This is a genomic window from Kitasatospora sp. NPDC048407, assembly GCF_043200475.1.
Lineage (GTDB): Bacteria > Actinomycetota > Actinomycetes > Streptomycetales > Streptomycetaceae > Kitasatospora.
Map to the genome: position 1 here is coordinate 129,295 of NZ_JBICXW010000003.1, position 17,209 is coordinate 146,503.

11 protein-coding genes are annotated in these 17,209 nt (G+C 73.2%); 10 read left to right on the forward strand and 1 reads right to left on the reverse strand.

The window, feature by feature from the left end; genetic code table 11:
- The first annotated feature begins 22 nt into the window (after window positions 1–22).
- The 10 genes from pdxH (at window position 23) to fxsT (ending at window position 16,149) form a co-directional block, all read left to right on the forward strand.
- The gene (pdxH, locus tag ACGFWJ_RS08695; RefSeq protein ID WP_392947228.1) at window positions 23–664 is read left to right on the forward strand and encodes a pyridoxamine 5'-phosphate oxidase; all 642 of its coding nucleotides are present in this window, start codon (window positions 23–25) and stop codon (window positions 662–664) included.
- A gap of 214 nt (window positions 665–878) precedes the next feature.
- Window positions 879–1,283, forward strand: a complete 405-nt coding sequence (locus tag ACGFWJ_RS08700; RefSeq protein WP_392946719.1) for a CU044_2847 family protein — start codon at window positions 879–881, stop codon at window positions 1,281–1,283.
- Window positions 1,284–1,306: 23 nt separating this feature from the next.
- Complete coding sequence (locus ACGFWJ_RS08705; protein ID WP_392946722.1) at window positions 1,307–3,376, forward strand: trypsin-like peptidase domain-containing protein; 2,070 nt, start codon at window positions 1,307–1,309, stop codon at window positions 3,374–3,376.
- A gap of 108 nt (window positions 3,377–3,484) precedes the next feature.
- Complete coding sequence (locus tag ACGFWJ_RS08710) at window positions 3,485–4,381, forward strand: AAA family ATPase (protein ID WP_392947231.1); 897 nt, start codon at window positions 3,485–3,487, stop codon at window positions 4,379–4,381.
- Window positions 4,378–6,990, forward strand: a complete 2,613-nt coding sequence (locus tag ACGFWJ_RS08715; RefSeq protein ID WP_392946724.1) for an SAV_2336 N-terminal domain-related protein — start codon at window positions 4,378–4,380, stop codon at window positions 6,988–6,990. Before ACGFWJ_RS08710 ends, ACGFWJ_RS08715 begins: the two co-directional genes overlap by 4 nt.
- A gap of 272 nt (window positions 6,991–7,262) precedes the next feature.
- A complete protein-coding gene (gene fxsA, locus ACGFWJ_RS08720; protein ID WP_392946727.1) occupies window positions 7,263–7,436 on the forward strand; it encodes an FxSxx-COOH cyclophane-containing RiPP peptide in 174 nt (57 codons plus the stop codon).
- A 32-nt stretch (window positions 7,437–7,468) separates the two neighbouring features.
- The gene (locus ACGFWJ_RS08725; RefSeq protein ID WP_392946730.1) at window positions 7,469–9,850 is read left to right on the forward strand and encodes an FxsB family cyclophane-forming radical SAM/SPASM peptide maturase; all 2,382 of its coding nucleotides are present in this window, start codon (window positions 7,469–7,471) and stop codon (window positions 9,848–9,850) included.
- Window positions 9,847–10,689, forward strand: coding sequence for an aminoglycoside N(3)-acetyltransferase (locus tag ACGFWJ_RS08730; protein ID WP_392946733.1), 843 nt, complete (start codon window positions 9,847–9,849; stop codon window positions 10,687–10,689). Before ACGFWJ_RS08725 ends, ACGFWJ_RS08730 begins: the two co-directional genes overlap by 4 nt.
- A gap of 102 nt (window positions 10,690–10,791) precedes the next feature.
- A complete protein-coding gene (locus tag ACGFWJ_RS08735) occupies window positions 10,792–12,042 on the forward strand; it encodes a TIR-like protein FxsC (protein WP_387638511.1) in 1,251 nt (416 codons plus the stop codon).
- A gap of 105 nt (window positions 12,043–12,147) precedes the next feature.
- Window positions 12,148–16,149 (forward strand): FxSxx-COOH system tetratricopeptide repeat protein, encoded by a 4,002-nt coding sequence (gene fxsT / locus ACGFWJ_RS08740; RefSeq protein WP_392946736.1) that lies wholly within the window; start codon window positions 12,148–12,150, stop codon window positions 16,147–16,149.
- Between the two features lie 206 nt (window positions 16,150–16,355).
- On the opposite strand, the gene ACGFWJ_RS08745 is transcribed toward fxsT, so the two are convergent.
- Window positions 16,356–17,174: an alpha/beta fold hydrolase gene (locus ACGFWJ_RS08745; RefSeq protein WP_392947233.1), complete on the reverse strand. Its 819-nt coding sequence runs from the start codon at window positions 17,172–17,174 to the stop codon at window positions 16,356–16,358.
- Window positions 17,175–17,209 lie beyond the last annotated feature (35 nt).

Consider the following 17,209-nt stretch of genomic DNA (forward strand, 5'->3'; position numbering starts at 1 on the left):
GCCCGTGCCGGACCTGACCGTGATGCGCAAGCATTACCAGCACGAGGGCCTGGCCGAGGACCAGTTGGCCGAGGACCCGTTCCGGCAGTTCGCCCGCTGGTTCCACGAGGCCGTCGAGGCGGGCGTGGTCGAACCCAACGCGATGGTGGTCTCCACCGCCGACGCCGACGGCCTGCCGTCCTCGCGCACCGTGCTGCTCAAGGGCTACGACCCGCGCGGCTTCGTGTTCTTCACCAACTACGGCTCCCGCAAGGGCACCGACCTGGCCGCCAACCCGAACGCCTCGCTGCTCTTCCCCTGGATCGGACTGGCGCGCCAGGTGGTGATCGGCGGCCGGGTGGAGAAGGTCGGCCGGGACGAGACCGCCGCCTATTTCCGGACCCGCCCGCACGGCTCCCAGCTCGGCGCCTGGGCCAGCGAACAGTCCAGCCCGGTGGCCGGCCGCGAGGTGCTGGAGCGGCGCTACGCCGACCTCGCGGCCCGCTACCCCGAGGGCGAGGGCGTCCCCGTCCCGCCGTTCTGGGGCGGCTACCGGGTCGTCCCGCGCACCGTCGAGTTCTGGCAGGGCCGCGAGAACCGCCTCCACGACCGCCTCCGCTTCGTCGCCGAGGGCCCCGGGGGTGCGGAGGGCGGCGGGTGGCGGGTGGAGCGGCTCTGCCCCTGACGGAGTGTCAAGTTTGCTGCCCCTGAGGCCCCTCACGAGCTGCTTCCCGTCCCGCACCGACTGCTGCTGGACGGTGCGCCAGGCCCGGTTCCCGCGCGGGCGTTCAACTCCTCCGTCCCGGTCTGTCGTTGGCCGCCAAGTTTGGCCGAAAAGCGTTGCTCCGATGGCACGTTGAGGCAGACACCGCCCTCCGGGCGGTGCGAGAGTGACGGGCATGACGGGATTCACCGACGTGATGCTCGCCGACGGCACGTCCGTATTGCTGGAGGTCTCCGAACTACAGGCGCCCGACCGCGCTTCCGGTGACCTGGATCTGCCCGACGGCAGCGGTGAACTGGTGGCGGTCGGCCGGGCCCGGGACGCCGCCCGGACCACCGGCGAGGCGCTTCGGGAGGCTCTCCAGCCGCTCGGCGGCGTCCTCGACCTGGTGCACGGGGCGGTGCGTTCCGCCGTCCGTCCGCCCGACGAGGTCGAGGTCGAGTTCGGCGTCAAACTCTCCAAGGACCTACGCCTGGGCATCGTCGCGGCGGGCGCCCAAGCGGTACTCACCGTCCGGGCCACCTGGCAGGTCGGCCGGGAGGCCGGCGTCCCGGCCCGGGCCGACACCGAAACCGACTGAGACCGAGCGGTTGGGGGACTGCTTTGGGACACACTCCGGACTCCCGGTGGCAACCCGGTTCGCTTTCAGGGGAGGACCCCGACGCGGCGGCCAAAGCCGCCCACGTCGCAGTCCACCGGGAGGGCGACCCGCGAGCCCACGGCGGCGGCCTGCTGCTGCCCGACGGCCGGGTACTGACCTGCGCACACGTCGTCAACCTGGCCCTCGGCCGGGACTCGCACGAGCGGAGCAGGCCCGGCGAACGGGACGGGGCCGTCGACGGTCTGGTGTTCGCGCTGCCCAACCTCGCCCCCGGACGGCACTGGCGGGCCGTGCTCGAACAGTGGCTGCCACCCGGCCACAGAACGGACCGGCCGGTCCGGGACAGCGACCGGGAATGGGCCGCGGACCTGGCCCTGCTGACCCTGGTCGGTCCACTGCCCGAGCAGGCCCGGCCCGTACCGCTCGGCCACCACCGGATCGGGCCGTCCGCGTTCGCCTGGTTCGGCAGCGGCAACGCCAGCACCGTCGCCGCCGTGACCGTCCAGGGCGTCACCGAGCACTGGCTGGTGCTCGACACCCCGGGCTCCGCGCAGGGACTGGTCGAGGGGTACAGCGGCTCCCCGCTGTGGGACCGCGAACAGCGCCGGATGGTCGGCCTGGTGGTGGGACGCCGCGATCGCCGGGCCTTCGCCATCCCCACCGGAGTGATCACCGCACACTTCCCGCACCTCGCCGCCGGCCGGACCGGGCCGGATGGGGAGACGTCGGCCGAGGCCTGGCCGAACCTGGTCGACGCCGTCCGCCGCACCCTGCCCGACGCCGCCCGCCGGGCCGGACCCGCCTGGCGACTGGCCCGCGAACTCGGCGCCGCCCCGCCCCCCGACGACGCCCCGCCCGAGTGGTTCGCCCACACCGCGCTCACCGCCGACCACGGGACCACTACCCTGCTGGCGCTGCTCGCCGACCTCGCCACCACCCCCGAACAGCGCCTTGCCCTCCAGACCGAGGCAGTGTTCACCGCACCCGACGAACTGCTCACCGCCGCCGAACACCGCGAACTGCTCGCCCTGCTCGCACACGGCCCGGACCACCCGCGCGGGGTGGCCGCCCGGGCCGTACCGCTGCTGCCCGTGCCCGCGGACGCCGACTGGCCCGCGCTGGTGAGCTTCCTGGAGGGCCACCGGCCCCGCCACGGCAAGGTGCCGGCCCTGCTGCGCACCATCGAGTTCGCCGCGCAGGACACCGATCCGACCGTCGCGGCCGCGCTGCGGGCCTGGTCGGACGCGGTGGCCGAGCGGCTCGGCGTGGCCGCCGGACTCGCCGAGCACCGGGCCCAGGCCGCGGAGGCCGCCACCGCCCGCGAACAGGACGGCGACGGCGCACCGCTGGTACAGGTGCAACTGTGGCGCTCCGGCCGCACCGGACTGTTCGGCTGGACCCTCGAAGCCGTCGGCACCGACGGGACGGTCCTACACCGCAGTGCACAGGACGTCCCCGCCCGCCGCGAGGAGCTCCTGGAGCAGCTGGCCGGCCTGCTGGCCAGGACCGCCCGGGAGAGTCAGGCCGGCGTGCTGCCCCGGGTCGAGTTCTTCGTCCCCCAGGACGAGCTCGACATCGAGGTGGACCAGTGGGTGTACCGGCCGGACCCGCTGTTCCCCGGAGTGCTCGGCGAGGACTTCCTGGTGGTCCTGCGCTGCCCCGAACTGCGCCGCCCCGAGTACCTCCCGGAGCTGCGCTACCGCTGGCAGACCCGGCACAGCGCCCAGGTGCTGGCTCAGGAACGCCGCGACCCGGTGGTGCAGGAACGGGGCCGGCCCCGGCCGGTCGGCGGAGTGACGCTGTGCTGTCCGCCGGCCGACACCGGCGTGCTGCGGGCGATCGCCATGGCGGTCGGAGTCCCCGGGGTGGTGTGGGCCCGGCCCACCGCCGGTCGCGACAGCGGGGCCCGGCTGCGTGACCTGGCCGACGGATTGACTCCCGCCCAACTGCCCCGGGTGGTGTACCAGACCAGGGTCCGGCAGGCCGATGACGCACTGGGCAGGCACCTGGCACTGGTCTACGACGGCCCGGACGGCATCCCCGCGGCGCTGACCCTCGCCGATCCCTCCTGATCCCACCGACCCGCGACCGGACTCACAGAAGGATGCACCGCAGTGACCGATGGATCGAGCAACTGGCAGCTGTACCAGGGCGACGGAGAGCCGCGCTCCATCACGGCCATGCCCGAACCGCCGCCGTGGCGGCGCTTCCCCTCGCGGGGTTTCGAACGGCGCGCCCGCACCTACCGGATCGCCCCCGACGACGTGCGGATCGTCAACGCCGCCCTGCACCTGCGTCGCCCCCTGCTGGTCACCGGCCCGCCCGGCACCGGCAAGTCGTCGCTGGCCTACTCCCTCGCCCACGAGCTGGGCCTCGGCGAACCACTGCGCTGGGACGTCAACAGCCGTACCGTGCTCGCCGACGGCCTCTACCGGTACGACGCGGTCGGACGGCTGCGGGACGCCGGGCTCGGCGGCGCGGCCGCACCCGGCGCCGAGTCGGACATCGGCGACTACCTCCAACTCGGCCCGCTCGGTACGGCGCTGGCCACCAGCCGGCCCGACCGGCCCAGGGTCCTGCTGGTCGACGAACTCGACAAGGGCGACATCGACCTGCCCAACGACCTGCTGGTGGTCTTCGAGGAGGGCGAGTTCCGGATCCCGGAACTGGCCCGGCTCGGCGAACGCCGCCCGGAGGTGGCGGTGATGGTCGAGGGCGACCGCGAACGTCATACCGTCCGGCACGGACTGGTCGGCTGCGCCGAGTTCCCGATCGTCGTCCTCACCAGCAACGGCGAACGTGACTTCCCGCCCGCCTTCCTGCGCCGCTGCCTCCGCCTCGACCTCAAGCCGCCCACCGGCGACCAGCTCCGCGAGATCGTCCGCGCCCACCTCGGCGACGGCGGCCCGCACGCCGACGCCCTGATCGAACGATTCCTGGCCCGCCGCGACACCGGCCAGGCCGTCCTCGCCACCGACCAGCTGCTGAACGCCGTCCACCTCTTGGCCGGGACCGGCCCGGACGACCGCCTGCTCGACGAGGTGCTGCGCTCGATCGACGCCGGACAGCCGCAGTGACCGGCGCGCGGCCACTGGAACTGCTGCAACAGGCCCTGGCCGCCGCCGGAACCGAGCTGACGGCCCGGGAACTGGCCGAGGCCGTCTGGCTCGCCGACCGCCTGCCGTCGTCCGGGCCGCCCGTCGGCCCGGGCGGCGCGTCCGCACCCTCCGGCGCCGCGCCGGCCGCAGCCACCGGCGCCGACACGCGTCTCGCGCCGCCCGCGCCGTACCGCGGCACCGACGTGTACACGGCTGTCGGCGGTGTCGCCGACGGCACCGCCGCGCTGCCGGTGCTGGTGCCCGACGGCCGGGCGCTGCCCGGCCACTCCGCGCTGACTCGGGCACTGCGGCCGCTGCGCCGGTTCGCGCCCTCCCACCACGACAGCGACCTGGACGAGAGCGCCACCGCCGACCTGGCCGCCGAGACCGGGCTGCTCGACCCGGTGATGCGCCCGCGCCCGGAACGCCGCCACGAAATCGTCCTGGTCGTCGACGACGGCCTCTCCATGCAGCTGTGGCGCGAACTCGCCGGCGAACTGCGGGCGGTACTGGTCCGGGCCGGCGTGTTCCGGCGGCTGCGCAGCTACGGGTTGGACACCCGGCACCCGAACGGCCCCCGGTTGCGGGCCCGCCCGTTCGCGCCTGACGCGCCCGCCGTGCCGCCGACCGCGGTCCGTCCGCCGGGCGGCCGCGGCCTGGTCGTGGTCCTGTCGGACACCGTCGGCGAGCACTGGCGCGGCGGCGGCATGGACCGGATGCTGGCGGGCTGGGCCCGGAGCTGCCCGACCGCCGTCCTCCAGCCGCTGCCGCAGCGGCTGTGGTCGGGCGCCGGACTGCGTACCGAGGCCAAGGTGCTGCGGGCGGGCGCACCGGGCGGTCCTAACGCGTCCTGGCGGGTGATCGACCCGCTGCTGCCGTCCGACCTCGCTCCGTTCGACGGGCTCCCGGTGCCGGTGCTGGAACTGAGCCCCGGCGCCGTCGCGGGCTGGACGTCCTTCCTGACGGACGGGGGCGACCTGGCCGCCAGGGTCGCCGAAGTCCCCGGGCCTGCGGCGGCCCGGCCCGCCCCCGCCACCGGCTCCGCACCCGACATGCGTTCCCGGCTGGCGGGGTTCCGCTCGGCGGCCTCGCCGGAGGCGTTCCGGTTGGCCGCGCACCTGGCGGCGGTCCGCCCCCTCACGCTGCCGGTGATGCGGCTCGTGCAGCGCGCGGTGCTGCGCGGCCGGAGCAGCCCGGCGCAGCTGGCCGAGGTGCTGCTCGGCGGGCTGCTGCGACGCGACCACGGGCCCGGGCACCCGGAGCGCTACGACTTCCGGCCCGGCCTGCGCGAGCTGCTGCTGGAGACACTGCCCACCAGGGCCGCGCTCGGCACCGCCGCCCTGGTCACCGACCTGCTGCGGAACGGGGGACAGACCGGCCGGTACACGCCGGCGCTGCGGGCCGACACGGCCGGCACACTGGCGCTGCCACCCGGCGCGACCGCCTTCGCGGGCTCCGACACGCCGCTGTTCCGGCACTTCGCACCCGTCGCCGCGACCGGCGGTCCGGTCGAGGACGTGGCGATCGGCGCGCTCGCGTCCGCCGACCGCGCGCTGGCCGAGCTGGTCGCGGCCCAGCAGTGGAAGCAGGCGGTGGAGCGCGGCGAACAGGTGCTGGAGGAGCTCCTGGGCACCCTCGGTCCCGACCACCCGGTGGTGCTCGGCGGCCGTCACGACCTGGCCCGCTGGATCGGCGAGGCGGGCTCCCCGCAGACCGCGCTGCGGCTGACCAGGGAGCTGTTGGTGGAGTGCGCGGCCCGGCTCGGCGACAGCCACCCGCGCACCCTGACACTGCGGGCCGCCGTCGCGCACTGGACCGGCCGGTCGGGCGACCGGGCGGCCGCCGCGGCCGCCTACGGTGCGTTGCTGCCCGAGCAGGAGCGGCTGCTCGGCGCCGACCACCCCGACTGCCTGTACTCCAGGCACCAGCGCGGCTTCTGGCTGTCCGAGTCCGGGGAGCCGGTGGATGCTCTTGAGACGTACCGCGATCTGCTACCACGCCAGGTCCGGGTGCTCGGCGAGGAGCACCGGGAGACCCTGCGCACGCGTGCCAACATCGCCTCCCACACCGGGATCACCGGACATCCGGCCGAGTCGCTGGCGCTGTGGGAGGCTCTGCTGCCGGACCTGCGGCGGGTGCTGGGCCCGGACGAGCTGCTGACCCTCACCACCGAGGCCGAGATCGGCCACTGGAGCGCCGTCGTGACCGGCGATCCGGGCGAGACCGTACGGCGGATAGCGCCGATGATCCCGCGCCTGACCGAAGTGTTCGGGCCGCGTCATTCGTCCCTGTACGGTCACCGCCGGCGGTTGGCCACCGCGACCGGCGAACTGGGCGACCCGGCTGCCGCGGTCGCCCTGCTGCGGGAGCTGCTCGCCGACCTCAGCCGGTGGCTGCCGCCGGAGCACCCGGAATTCCTGGCCGCCCGCGCCGATCACGCCTATTGGACGGCGCTGGCGGGCGACCGGTCGGCCGGGTTGCGGCAGCTGCGGGAACTGCTCCCCGAACTGGAGGGCCTGATCGGTACCGGCCACCCGTACACGGTCGAGGCCCGGGCCGCGCTGGATCGCCTGGAGGGGGAGGGCTGACACGGGGCCGCTGGGGCCACCAGTTCGGCTGTCGCTAGCACGCTCGGTCGAACAGCGGTACCGCCGAACGGGTTCTCCATGAATGGCTGATGCACAGTCAACTTCGGTGCGGCGCAAGCGATGAGGGTGTGATTGGTGGGTTTTCGACGGGAGGTCGCCGGGCTCGTCGGAGGCTATGCTGTGCCTCGGTGTCAGGCCGCAGTGACTCGCGACACTGGAATTCCGGCTGCGGCGATTCCCCGTCCGCACGCCTCAGTGAAAAGGCAACGCCGATGACCACTGCAATCGCCGAAAACCTGTCCGAGCCTCAGGCGGCTTTCGAGCACGCCACCCTGGCGGATCTCGCTGCCCTGGATGTCGAGGATCTCAACGCGCAGATCCAGCGGGTGATTCCGGCCGCGACCGCCCGCCAGGTGGCGGTGGCCGCGTTCCAGTCCTCCATCTGACCGGGCGGAACTGTCGAATCGGTTCGCCTGTAATGTCCGGAACGGTGCCTTTCAGTCAGTTCGTCCTCAAAGTTCACAGCCGGTGTGATCTTGCCTGTGACCATTGTTACGTGTACGAACATCGGGACACGAGTTGGAGCCGCAAGAGCAGGGCGGTCACGGACGAGGTGCTGGAGCGGACCGCCGGACGGATCGGCGAGCACGCCAGGACCCACCGGCTCCCCGCTGTGCACGTGGTGCTGCACGGCGGGGAGCCGCTGCTCGCGGGCCCAGCCAGGTTGCGGCGGGCCGCCGAACTGTTGCGGGCCGCGCTGCCCGAGTGGTGCGCGCTGGACCTGCGGATCCACACCAACGGGGTGCTGCTGAGCCGCCGGTTCTGCGAGCTGTTCGCCGAGCAGGGGATCAAGGTCGGCATCTCGTTGGACGGCGACCGCCTCGCCAACGACCGCCACCGGCGTTTCCCGGACGGCCGCTCCAGCCACGCCAAGGTACTGGCCGCGCTGTCGCTGCTGCGCGAGCCGGAGTTCCGTCACCTGTATGCCGGGCTGCTGTGCACGATCGACGTTGCCAACGACCCGGTCGCGGTGTACGAGGCGCTGGTCGCCGAGCAGCCGCCGCGCATCGACTTCCTGCTGCCGCACGCCACTTGGGACCACCCGCCGGCCCGGCCCGAGGGGGCGGGGCCGACGCCCTACGCGGACTGGCTGCTCGCGATCCACCGCCACTGGACCGAGCGGGGCCGGCCGGTGCCGGTGCGGATCTTCGATTCGGTGCACCGCACGCTGCGGGGGCGCTCCAGCCTCACCGAGTCGCTCGGGCTGGACCCGGCCGACCTGGTGGTCGTCGAGACCGACGGGACGCTGGAGCAGGCCGACAGCCTCAAGACCGCCTACGACGGCGCGCCCGCCACGGGCTTCGACGTGTTCGCGCACAGCCTGGACGAGGTCGCCCGGCACCCCGGGATGCTGGAGCGGCAGTCCGGCCTTGCGGGCCTCGCGGCCGAGTGCCGCGCCTGCCCGGTGGTCCGGAGCTGCGGCGGCGGCCTGTACGCCCACCGATACCGAACCGGCGGGGGCTTCGACCACCCGTCGGTGTACTGCGGGGACCTCTTGAAACTCATCACCACCATCCGCGACCGGGTCTCGGCCCCGGTCGCCGTGCCTGCCGCGGCCGGGCCGTCGCTGACCGACCGGCACCTGGACGAACTGGCTCACGGGCTCGGCGGGCCGGAAGCCGTCGCTGCCCTCGGCCGGGCCCAACTGGGGCTCTGCCGAAGGCTGGTGGCTGCCGTCGGCGGCCCCGGGAGCAGCCCCGCGTGGCAACTGCTGGTGGAGGCCGACCGGACTGCTTCGGGGGCACTCGACGCGGTGCTCGCCCATCCGTACGCCCGGGCCTGGGCGGTGCGCTGCCTGCAGGGCGACCCGCGCGGGGACGTGGGCGGACTGGCCGAGCTGGCGGCGGCGGCTGCGGCCCGCGGGCGGGCGGAGTTCGAACTGGTGCTGCCGGTCCGGGCGGGTTGGCTGCACCTGCCGACGCTCGGCCGGCTGCGGATGGACGGCCGGACCGAGGCGGTGCTGCGTGGGGACGCCGACGGGCTGTCCTGCGGCGAGCACACCGTCCGGTGGGACCGGCCCGGCGACCACCTGTGGCAGCCCGTCCGCCGGGTCGCCCTGCCGGGCTGGACGGTCGCACTGGAGGACACCGACCCGCAGCGCGACAGCCACCAATGGGCGGTTGCCGACCGCCTGCCCGACGCCGAACTCCTCGACTGGACAGGCGCGTTGCGGGAGGCGTGGGAACTGCTCGGCAGGGACCTGCCCGAGTACGCGGCCGGCCTCGCGGCCGGGCTGAACACCGTCACCCCGCTCGCCCGCGGCACGGACGGACGCGACATCAGCGCCGCCGCCCGGCAGGCGTACGGGGCGGTCGGGATCGCCCGGCCGACCACCGCGCCGGTGCTGGCGCTGCTGCTCGCCCACGAGTTCCAGCACGTCAAGCTCGGCGCGGTGCTCGACTTCCACGACCTGTACGACCGGGAGGACGAGCGGCTCTACCACGCGCCGTGGCGGCCCGACCCGCGGCCGCTGGAGGGGCTGCTGCAGGGCACTTACGCGCACCTCGCGGTCGCCGCGTACTGGGCGAGCCGGGTGCGGGCCTTTGACGGCATCCGGGGCGACGCCGCCACTGCGGCCCGACTGCAACTGGCCACCTGGCGGGCGCACACCGCCGACGCGATCGAGACGTTGGCCGGGTCCGGCTCACTCACTCCGCTCGGGCAGCGGTTCGCCGCCGGGATGCGTACGGCGCTCGCCCCCGCGCTGGAGGTGCCGGTCGGGGCGTCCACCGAGCAGGCCGCGAAGGAGGCCGTCGCGGCGAACCTGGCGGCCTGGCAGGGCACGGTAGGGCGGCGGTGACCGACGCGGCGGTCCGTCCGGACGTGGCGCCGGGTGCCGAGCCGGAGCGCCCCTGGGGGATTGGCGAACTCGTCGATCAGCTAAGGGCCTTGGGTGTGCGGGACGGCGAAGTCCTGCTGGTGCAGGCCTCGCTGCGGGCGATCGGGCCGGTGGTGGAGGGCGCGAAAGGGGTAGCGAAGGCGCTCGTCGAGGCGCTGGGGGTGCGCGGCACGCTGGTCGTGTACACCGCTACACCCGAGAACTCCCGCACCTCCCCGTACTACCGGGCCGCGACCGCGGGGCTGACGCCCACCCAACTGGAGAAATACCACCGGCAGATGCCCGCCTGGGACCGTGACCGGACTCCTGCCTCACCGACCATGGGTCACCTCGCCGAGGTGGTCAGGCGCTGGCCCGGCGCGCGGCGCAGCGCGCACCCGCAGACCTCCTTCGCCGCGTTCGGCCCGGCCGCCGAGGAACTGACCGCGGTCCACGCGCTCTCCTGCCACCTCGGCGACGAGTCGCCTGTCGGGTGGCTGTACCGCAACGGGGCACGCAGCCTGATGCTGGGGGCCCCCATGCGGCACTGCACCTGTCTTCACCTGCTGGAGTACTGGCAGCCGGACCGGCCCGAGCAGGTGTACACCTGCGTCCGGCGCACCGCCGCGGCGGAGCGGAAGGTCGAGGCGTTCACCGCCACCCGGCTGGATGACACGCACTTCGAGAAGATGGGCGAGATGCTCGGCCAGGATCTGGCGAGCCTGCGGCGCAGCCGGGTCGGACGGGCCGACAGCGTGCTGCTGCCGATTCGCGAGGCGGTCGATCTGGCCGCCAAGTGGTTTCCGAACAGATGTAGTTGAGCCTCCATCAGATCAAGGCCCTATTCCATTCCGGCGTCAGCCGTTCCTACACTTGAGTCCCTTTCGGGGAACAGGTGTCAGGCGGGCTCGGGGGAGGCGCGTGTGAACAGCCCAGCGGGCCGGGGGAAGGAAGCACCGAGGCCGTACTTCTTCCTCAGCTACGCGCACACCCCGCGGGTGAACTCCAGAGGCGCCGCGGATCCGAACCTCTGGGTGGCGAAGCTCTACCAGGACCTGTGCGAGGCGATACTTCAGATCACCGACCTGCCGGCCGGGCATCCGATCGGGTTCATGGACCGGTCCATGCACCAGGGGCAGAAGTGGGCCGAGCGGCTGTCGCGGGAGCTCTCCAGCTGCCGGGTGTTCGTGCCGCTGTACTCGCCGCGCTACTTCAAGTCCGAGGCGTGCGGCCGGGAATGGCACCTGTTCACCCGCCGGTCGGTGTACCAGCGCCGCCCGACGGCCGAGCGGATGACCGGGATAGTGCCGGCGCTGTGGGTGCCGATGGACCACTACCCGCTGCCCCGGGTGGCCGGCGAACTGCAGTTCAACCACGACAGTTTCGGCGACGACTACGCCGCCGAGGGCCTGTACGCGCTGATGAAGATCGCCGCGTTCAGCTCGCAGTACCACCAGGCGGTGTGGCGGCTCGCCCAGCGGATCGTCGACGTCGCCGAGCAGACCGTCATCCCGGCCGGCCAGGTCTTCGACTTCGAGTCCCAGCCGTCCGCGTTCGACCAGCCGGACGTCGCCGACAAGGTGCGGATCTCGGTGTTCTCCTACAACCAACCGGAGTTGCCGCCGCAGCGCAGCGGCGCCTGGTACGGCGAGCTGCGCACCGACTGGCAGCCGTTCCGGCCGGACTCCAGCCGGCCGCTCGCGCAGGACGCCGCGGACGTCGCCCGGAACATGGGATTCCAGCCCACCGTACGGGAGTTCGAGGAGGAGTCGGAGCAACTGCTGACCGGCGAACGCCCGTCCGCGCCGTGCGTGCTGCTGGTCGACCGGTGGGCGTTCCTGGACGTGCAGAGGGTCGAGGCGGTGCGCCGGCTGGACCGGCGCAACCTCGGCTCGGTGGCCATCATCGAACCCTGGAACCGCGAGGACCAGCAGAGTCGCGACCACGAACGGATGCTCAACGACATCGGCGACAGCGTGCTGGCCGTCAGCCGCGGCGCCCTGCAGAAGCCCAGCCTGCGCGACGACGCCGCGGCCGGCGCCCCCGGCAGCCTCGAGGAGTTCCGCGGCGAGATGGAACGCGCCGTCATGCGCGCCTGCACCGCCCATGAACAGCACCACCGCGACCGGCCGGACGACGGCCCCACGGACCGCAGACCCAGCATCGGACCCTAGGAGCTGGGAGCGGGTGACAGCAGGACGCCGGACGGTCGGAACTCCGTTCGGCGGTACGGCGTGCGGGAACACGACGGGCACCAAGGGCCCGGGGGAGGGAACGTCATGACCGAGAGGCCGGCGAAGGGCCCGCAGATCCAGGCGCGCCGTCGCGACGCCACCGTGGAGAACCGTCACGGACGGATCGTCACCTTCTACTCGTACAAGGGCGGCACCGGCCGCACCATGGCGCTGGCCAACACCGCCTGGATCATGGCCGCCAACGGCTACCGGGTGCTGGTCGTCGACTGGGACCTGGAAGCCCCCGGGCTGAGCCAGTTCTTCCGGCCGTTCCTCAACCCCGAGATCGTCGCCGCCACCACCGGCATCATGGACCTGTTCGCCGACTACATCGAAGAGGCCCGGCGCCCGGTCGACCGCGACCCCGACTGGATCGAGGACTTCGCCCGGATCCACCCGCACGCGCTCTCCCTCGCCTGGCCGCACTTCCCCGGCGGCGGCCGGATCGACCTCGTCCCGGCCGGCCAGCAGAACCGCGACTACTCCGTCACCCGCCTCGACTGGGACCTGCTCTACGAGCGCTACCAGGGCCGGCGGTTCATCCAGTCGCTGCGCGCCGACATGAAGCGCCGCTACGACTACGTGCTGATCGACAGCCGCACCGGCCTCACCGACACCGCCGACATCTGCACCGTCGAGATGCCCGACGACCTGGTGGTCTGCTTCACCCTCAGCGACCAGTCCATCGACGGAGCCTCCCGGATCGCCCGGGTCATCGAGGACCGCTACGGCGACCGCGACATCCGCATCCTGCCCGTCCCGATGCGCATCGACGAGGGCGAGAAGGAGAAGGCCGACGCCGGCCGGGCGCTCGCCCGGATCAAGTTCGGCGGACTGCCCGCCGGCTTCGGCGAACCCGACCTGGCCCGCTACTGGGCCGGCGTCGAGATCCCCTACCGGCCGTTCTACGCGTACGAGGAGATCCTCGCCCCGTTCGGCGACCAGCCCGGCCTGCCCGGATCCATGCTCGCCGCCAACGAACGGCTCACCCGGGAGATCACCCAGGGCCGGGTCGCCGGACTCCCGCCGATGCCCGAGGACCTGCGGCTGCGCCACCTCGACGGCTTCGCCCGCCGCCGCCCCACCGCCCCCGCCGACCTGTACCTCAGCTACGTGCCCGAGGACCGCGCCTGGGCGGACTGGATCTCCGCGCTGCTCACCGACGCCGGCTACCGCGTCGTGCCCCGCGACCTCGGCGCCGGCGCCAACCCGCGCGAGGCCACCGGCCGCGGCATCGACTCCGCGTACCGCACCGTCGCCCTGCTGTCCGCCGCCTACCTGCAGTCCCCGCAGGCCCAGGCGCTGTGGGACCGGACCGTGCTCGCCGACCCGGCCGGCGCCCGCCGCCAGCTCATCCCCGTCCGGGTCTCCGACGTGCGCCTCAACGCGCCCTACAACAGCCGCAACCCGGTCGATCTGATCGGCCGCGACGAGACCGCGGCCGCCACGGCGCTGCTGCGCGCACTCGGCCGCACCGAGACGGACCTGCCCGAGCGCAGCACCGGCGCGCCGCGCTTCCCCGGCACCAAGCCCACCCACTGGGAGGTGCCGCAGCGCAACCACTCCTTCACCGGCCGGGTCAAGGTCCTGGACGACCTGCGCGCCCAACTCGCCGGTGGCACCACAGCGGTGCTGCCACCGCCGCAGACCCTGTACGGCCTCGGCGGCGTCGGCAAGACCCAGGTCGCGCTGGAGTACGCGCACCGGTACATGTCGTACTACGACCTGGTGTGGTGGATCGACGCCGAGCAGAGCGAGAACGTCGTCGCCGACCTCGCCGACCTCGCCGGACGCCTCGGCCTGCGGGTCGGCGACAACGTCAGCGAAGCCGCCCAGGCCGCCCGCGACGCGCTCCGGCAGGGCATCCCGACCTCCAAGTGGCTGCTGATCTTCGACAACGCCGACGAGCCCGGCGAGATCCGGCGGTTCTTCCCCGACGGCCCCGGCCACATCCTGGTCACCTCCCGCAACCAGGGCTGGTCCGGGCAGGCCGGCGTGCTCAGCGTCGACGTGTTCGACCGCACCGAGTCCATCGACCACCTCACCCGCCGGGTCCGCGGCCTGAGCCGCGCCGACGCCGACCGGGTCGCCGAGGCCGTCGGGGACCTCCCGCTCGCCGTCGAGGTCGCCGCCGCCTGGCTGGAGACCACCCGCACCCCCGTCGACACCTACGTCAACCAGCTCAAGGCCGAGGCCACCAAGGTGCTCGCCGCCGGCGAGACCCCCGTCGACTACCCCACCCCCGTAGGCCTCACCTGGAACGTCTCCATCGCCCGGCTGCGCGAGCAGTCCCCCGCCGCCGTCCGGCTGCTGGAACTGTGCGCCTTCTTCGCGCCCGAGCCGATCTCGCTCAAGCAGTTCTTCTTCTCCGAGCAGATGCGGCTCGCCCTGGTCCCCTACGACGAGGAACTCACCGACACCTTCCTGCTCGGCAAGGTGCTGCGCGCCGTCAGCCGCTACGCCCTCGCCAAGACCGACGCCGGGTCCGACTCCTTCCAGGTCCACCGGCTGGTCCAGGCCGTCGTCCGCAGCGGCATGGACGAGAACGAACGCAACCTCGCCATGCACCAGGTGCATCGCATCCTGGTCAACGCCCGCCCCCCCCGCGGCGACACCGACGACCCGGCCAACTGGCCCACGCTGGAAGCCATCTGGCCGCACCTCGGGCCCTCCCGCGCCCAGGACTGCGACGAGCGGGAGGTGCGCGAACTGCTCATCGATCGGGTCCGCTACCTGTGGAAGCGCGTCGACCTCGACCAGGCACTGCAACTCGGCCGGCAGCTCGACGCCGCCTGGGCGGTGCGGGCCGAAGCCGAGGCCGACCCCGTCGAACAGCGTCTGTGGCGGCGCCAGATCTTCAGCCTGCGCTTCCAGGTCGCCAACGTGCTGCGCTCGAAGGGCTCCTACAACGAGTCCCTGGCGCTCAACCAGGCGACCCTGGCCGGCCAGCGCGAACTCCTCGGCGAACACCACCCGTACGCCCTGATGACCGCCAACTCGATGGCCGCCGACCTGCGGTACCTGAACCGCTTCCAGGAAGCCCTCACCCTCGACCAGGACACCTACAACCAGTTCATCGAACTGTTCGGCGAGGACGACCCGCGCACGCTCTCCGTCGCCAACAACCTCGCCATCGACCACCGCCTGGTCGGCAACAGCGTCGCCGCCCGCGACCTCGACCAGGACACCGTCGAACGCCGCTCCGCCGTCCTCGGGCCGCACCACCCCTACACCCTCGGATCCAAGTCCCACCTCGCACGGGACCTGCGCGAGATGGGCGACTACAAGGGCTCCGTGGACCTCCTGCGGGAAGTTACCGAGGCCTTCACCGACGTCGACGCCTCCGGCCTGCCCGAGGAGCTCCGCAACGCCAAGTCGCTCGCCGTCTCGCTGCGCCGGGCCGGCCAGTACTCCGAGGCCAGGGAACTCACCGTCCGTACCTACGAGCGCTACATCGCCCTCTACGGGCCGGACTTCGCCGACTCGCTGGCCTGTCGGCTCAACCTTGCCGCGGACTTCAGCGCCGCCGGGGACAAGGAGACCGCCCGCGACATCGCCACCGACGCCTACGAGGGACACCGGCGACTGTTCGGCGACGAACACCCCTTCACGTTCGCCTGCGAGAACAACCTCGGCATCTACCTGCGAGGATCCGGCGACACCGACGGCGCCATCCAGCACGGCCGCTCCGCGGTCGACGGACTGACCCGGGTGCTCGGCGCCGACCACCCGTTCACCCTCAACGCCGTCATCAACCTCGCCAACTCGCTTGCCGAGAACCGGGACCTCGACGAGGCCGAACAGCTCGGCCGCAGTGCGTACGACGGCCTCGCCACCCGCTACGGGGCCACTCACCCCGACACGCTGGTCTGCCAGGCCAACCTCGCCGTCACCCTCCGCGCGGCCGGGCGGCGCAGCGAGGCGGAGAGCCTGCGGATGCAGGCGGTCGCCGCACTGGTCGAACTCTTCGGCGAGGAACACCCGTCCGTGGTCGCTGCGCGCAGCTGGCAGCGCAGCAACAGGGACCTGGAGCCGCAGCCGCTGTAAGGAGAAGGCAGACGGGTGCGAAAACAGGGGCGCGTGGGGTACCTCCCGGCCCGCCAGGGCTGGGGGAGAACTGCGCGACAAGCGCAAGGCCCGTCCGCAAGGTCGCGATCAGGCGCAGGTCATTGTCCTGCGTCGCGATCTTGCGGTTGGGTTCCTTCCGCTTCGCGCAGTTTCCCGCGCCCCCGGTGTCGCACCCGCCCCCGGTCTCAGCTGCTCGCCGCCCAGCGGATGGCGTCCGTCATCTCCTTCAGGGAGCCGAAGTGCGCCGCGCCGGGTTCCAGGTAGAGCTGGGCGGTGGGGATGTGGTCGGCGAGCCAGGAGGAGTGGCCGACCGGCGAGAACTTGTCGTCCGCGCCGTGCCAGATGCGGACCGGGACGCGGATGGTGTCGACGGCGAAGCCCCAGTTGGCGATGAAGGCGAGGACGTCGTCGATCCAGCCGTCGGCGCCGTAGCGGAAGGCCTGGCGGTAGGTGGACTGGAGCATGCGGCGGATGCCGATGTCGGCGACCACGGTGCGGTCGGGCGGGGTGAGTTCGGGGACCAGGTTGCGGATGAGCTGGGCGGGGTCGCGGCGGATCACCTGGGAGCGGACCTGGAACGGGCCGGCGATCCGGGGCTGGCCCAACTCGGCCTGGCGGTAGGCGCGTTCGTTGGACGGGGTCATGCCGTCGAACCAGTCGAGGCCGTCCGCGTCGCGGGGGGCGAGGGAGACCTGGGTGGCGGCCCGGACCACCCGGTCGGGGAGCAGGGCGGCGCAGGCGAGCGCGTGCGGGCCGCCGCCGGAGCGGCCGACGACGGCGAAGCGGTCGAGGCCGAGGGCGTCGGCGATGGTGGTGACGTCCTCGGCGGCGGCGCGGACCCGGCGGCCGGGCAGCCGGGTGGACTCGCCGTAGCCGGGGCGGTCGAAGGAGATCAGCCGGACCCGCATCCGGGCCAGGACGGCGCTGCGCGGGGCGGGGCCGACCCGGCTGCCGGGGGTGCCGTGGAGCAGGAACACCGGCCTGCCGGTGGGGTCTCCGGACATCTCGACCGCGAGGATGCCCCCGTCCGGTGTGTCGA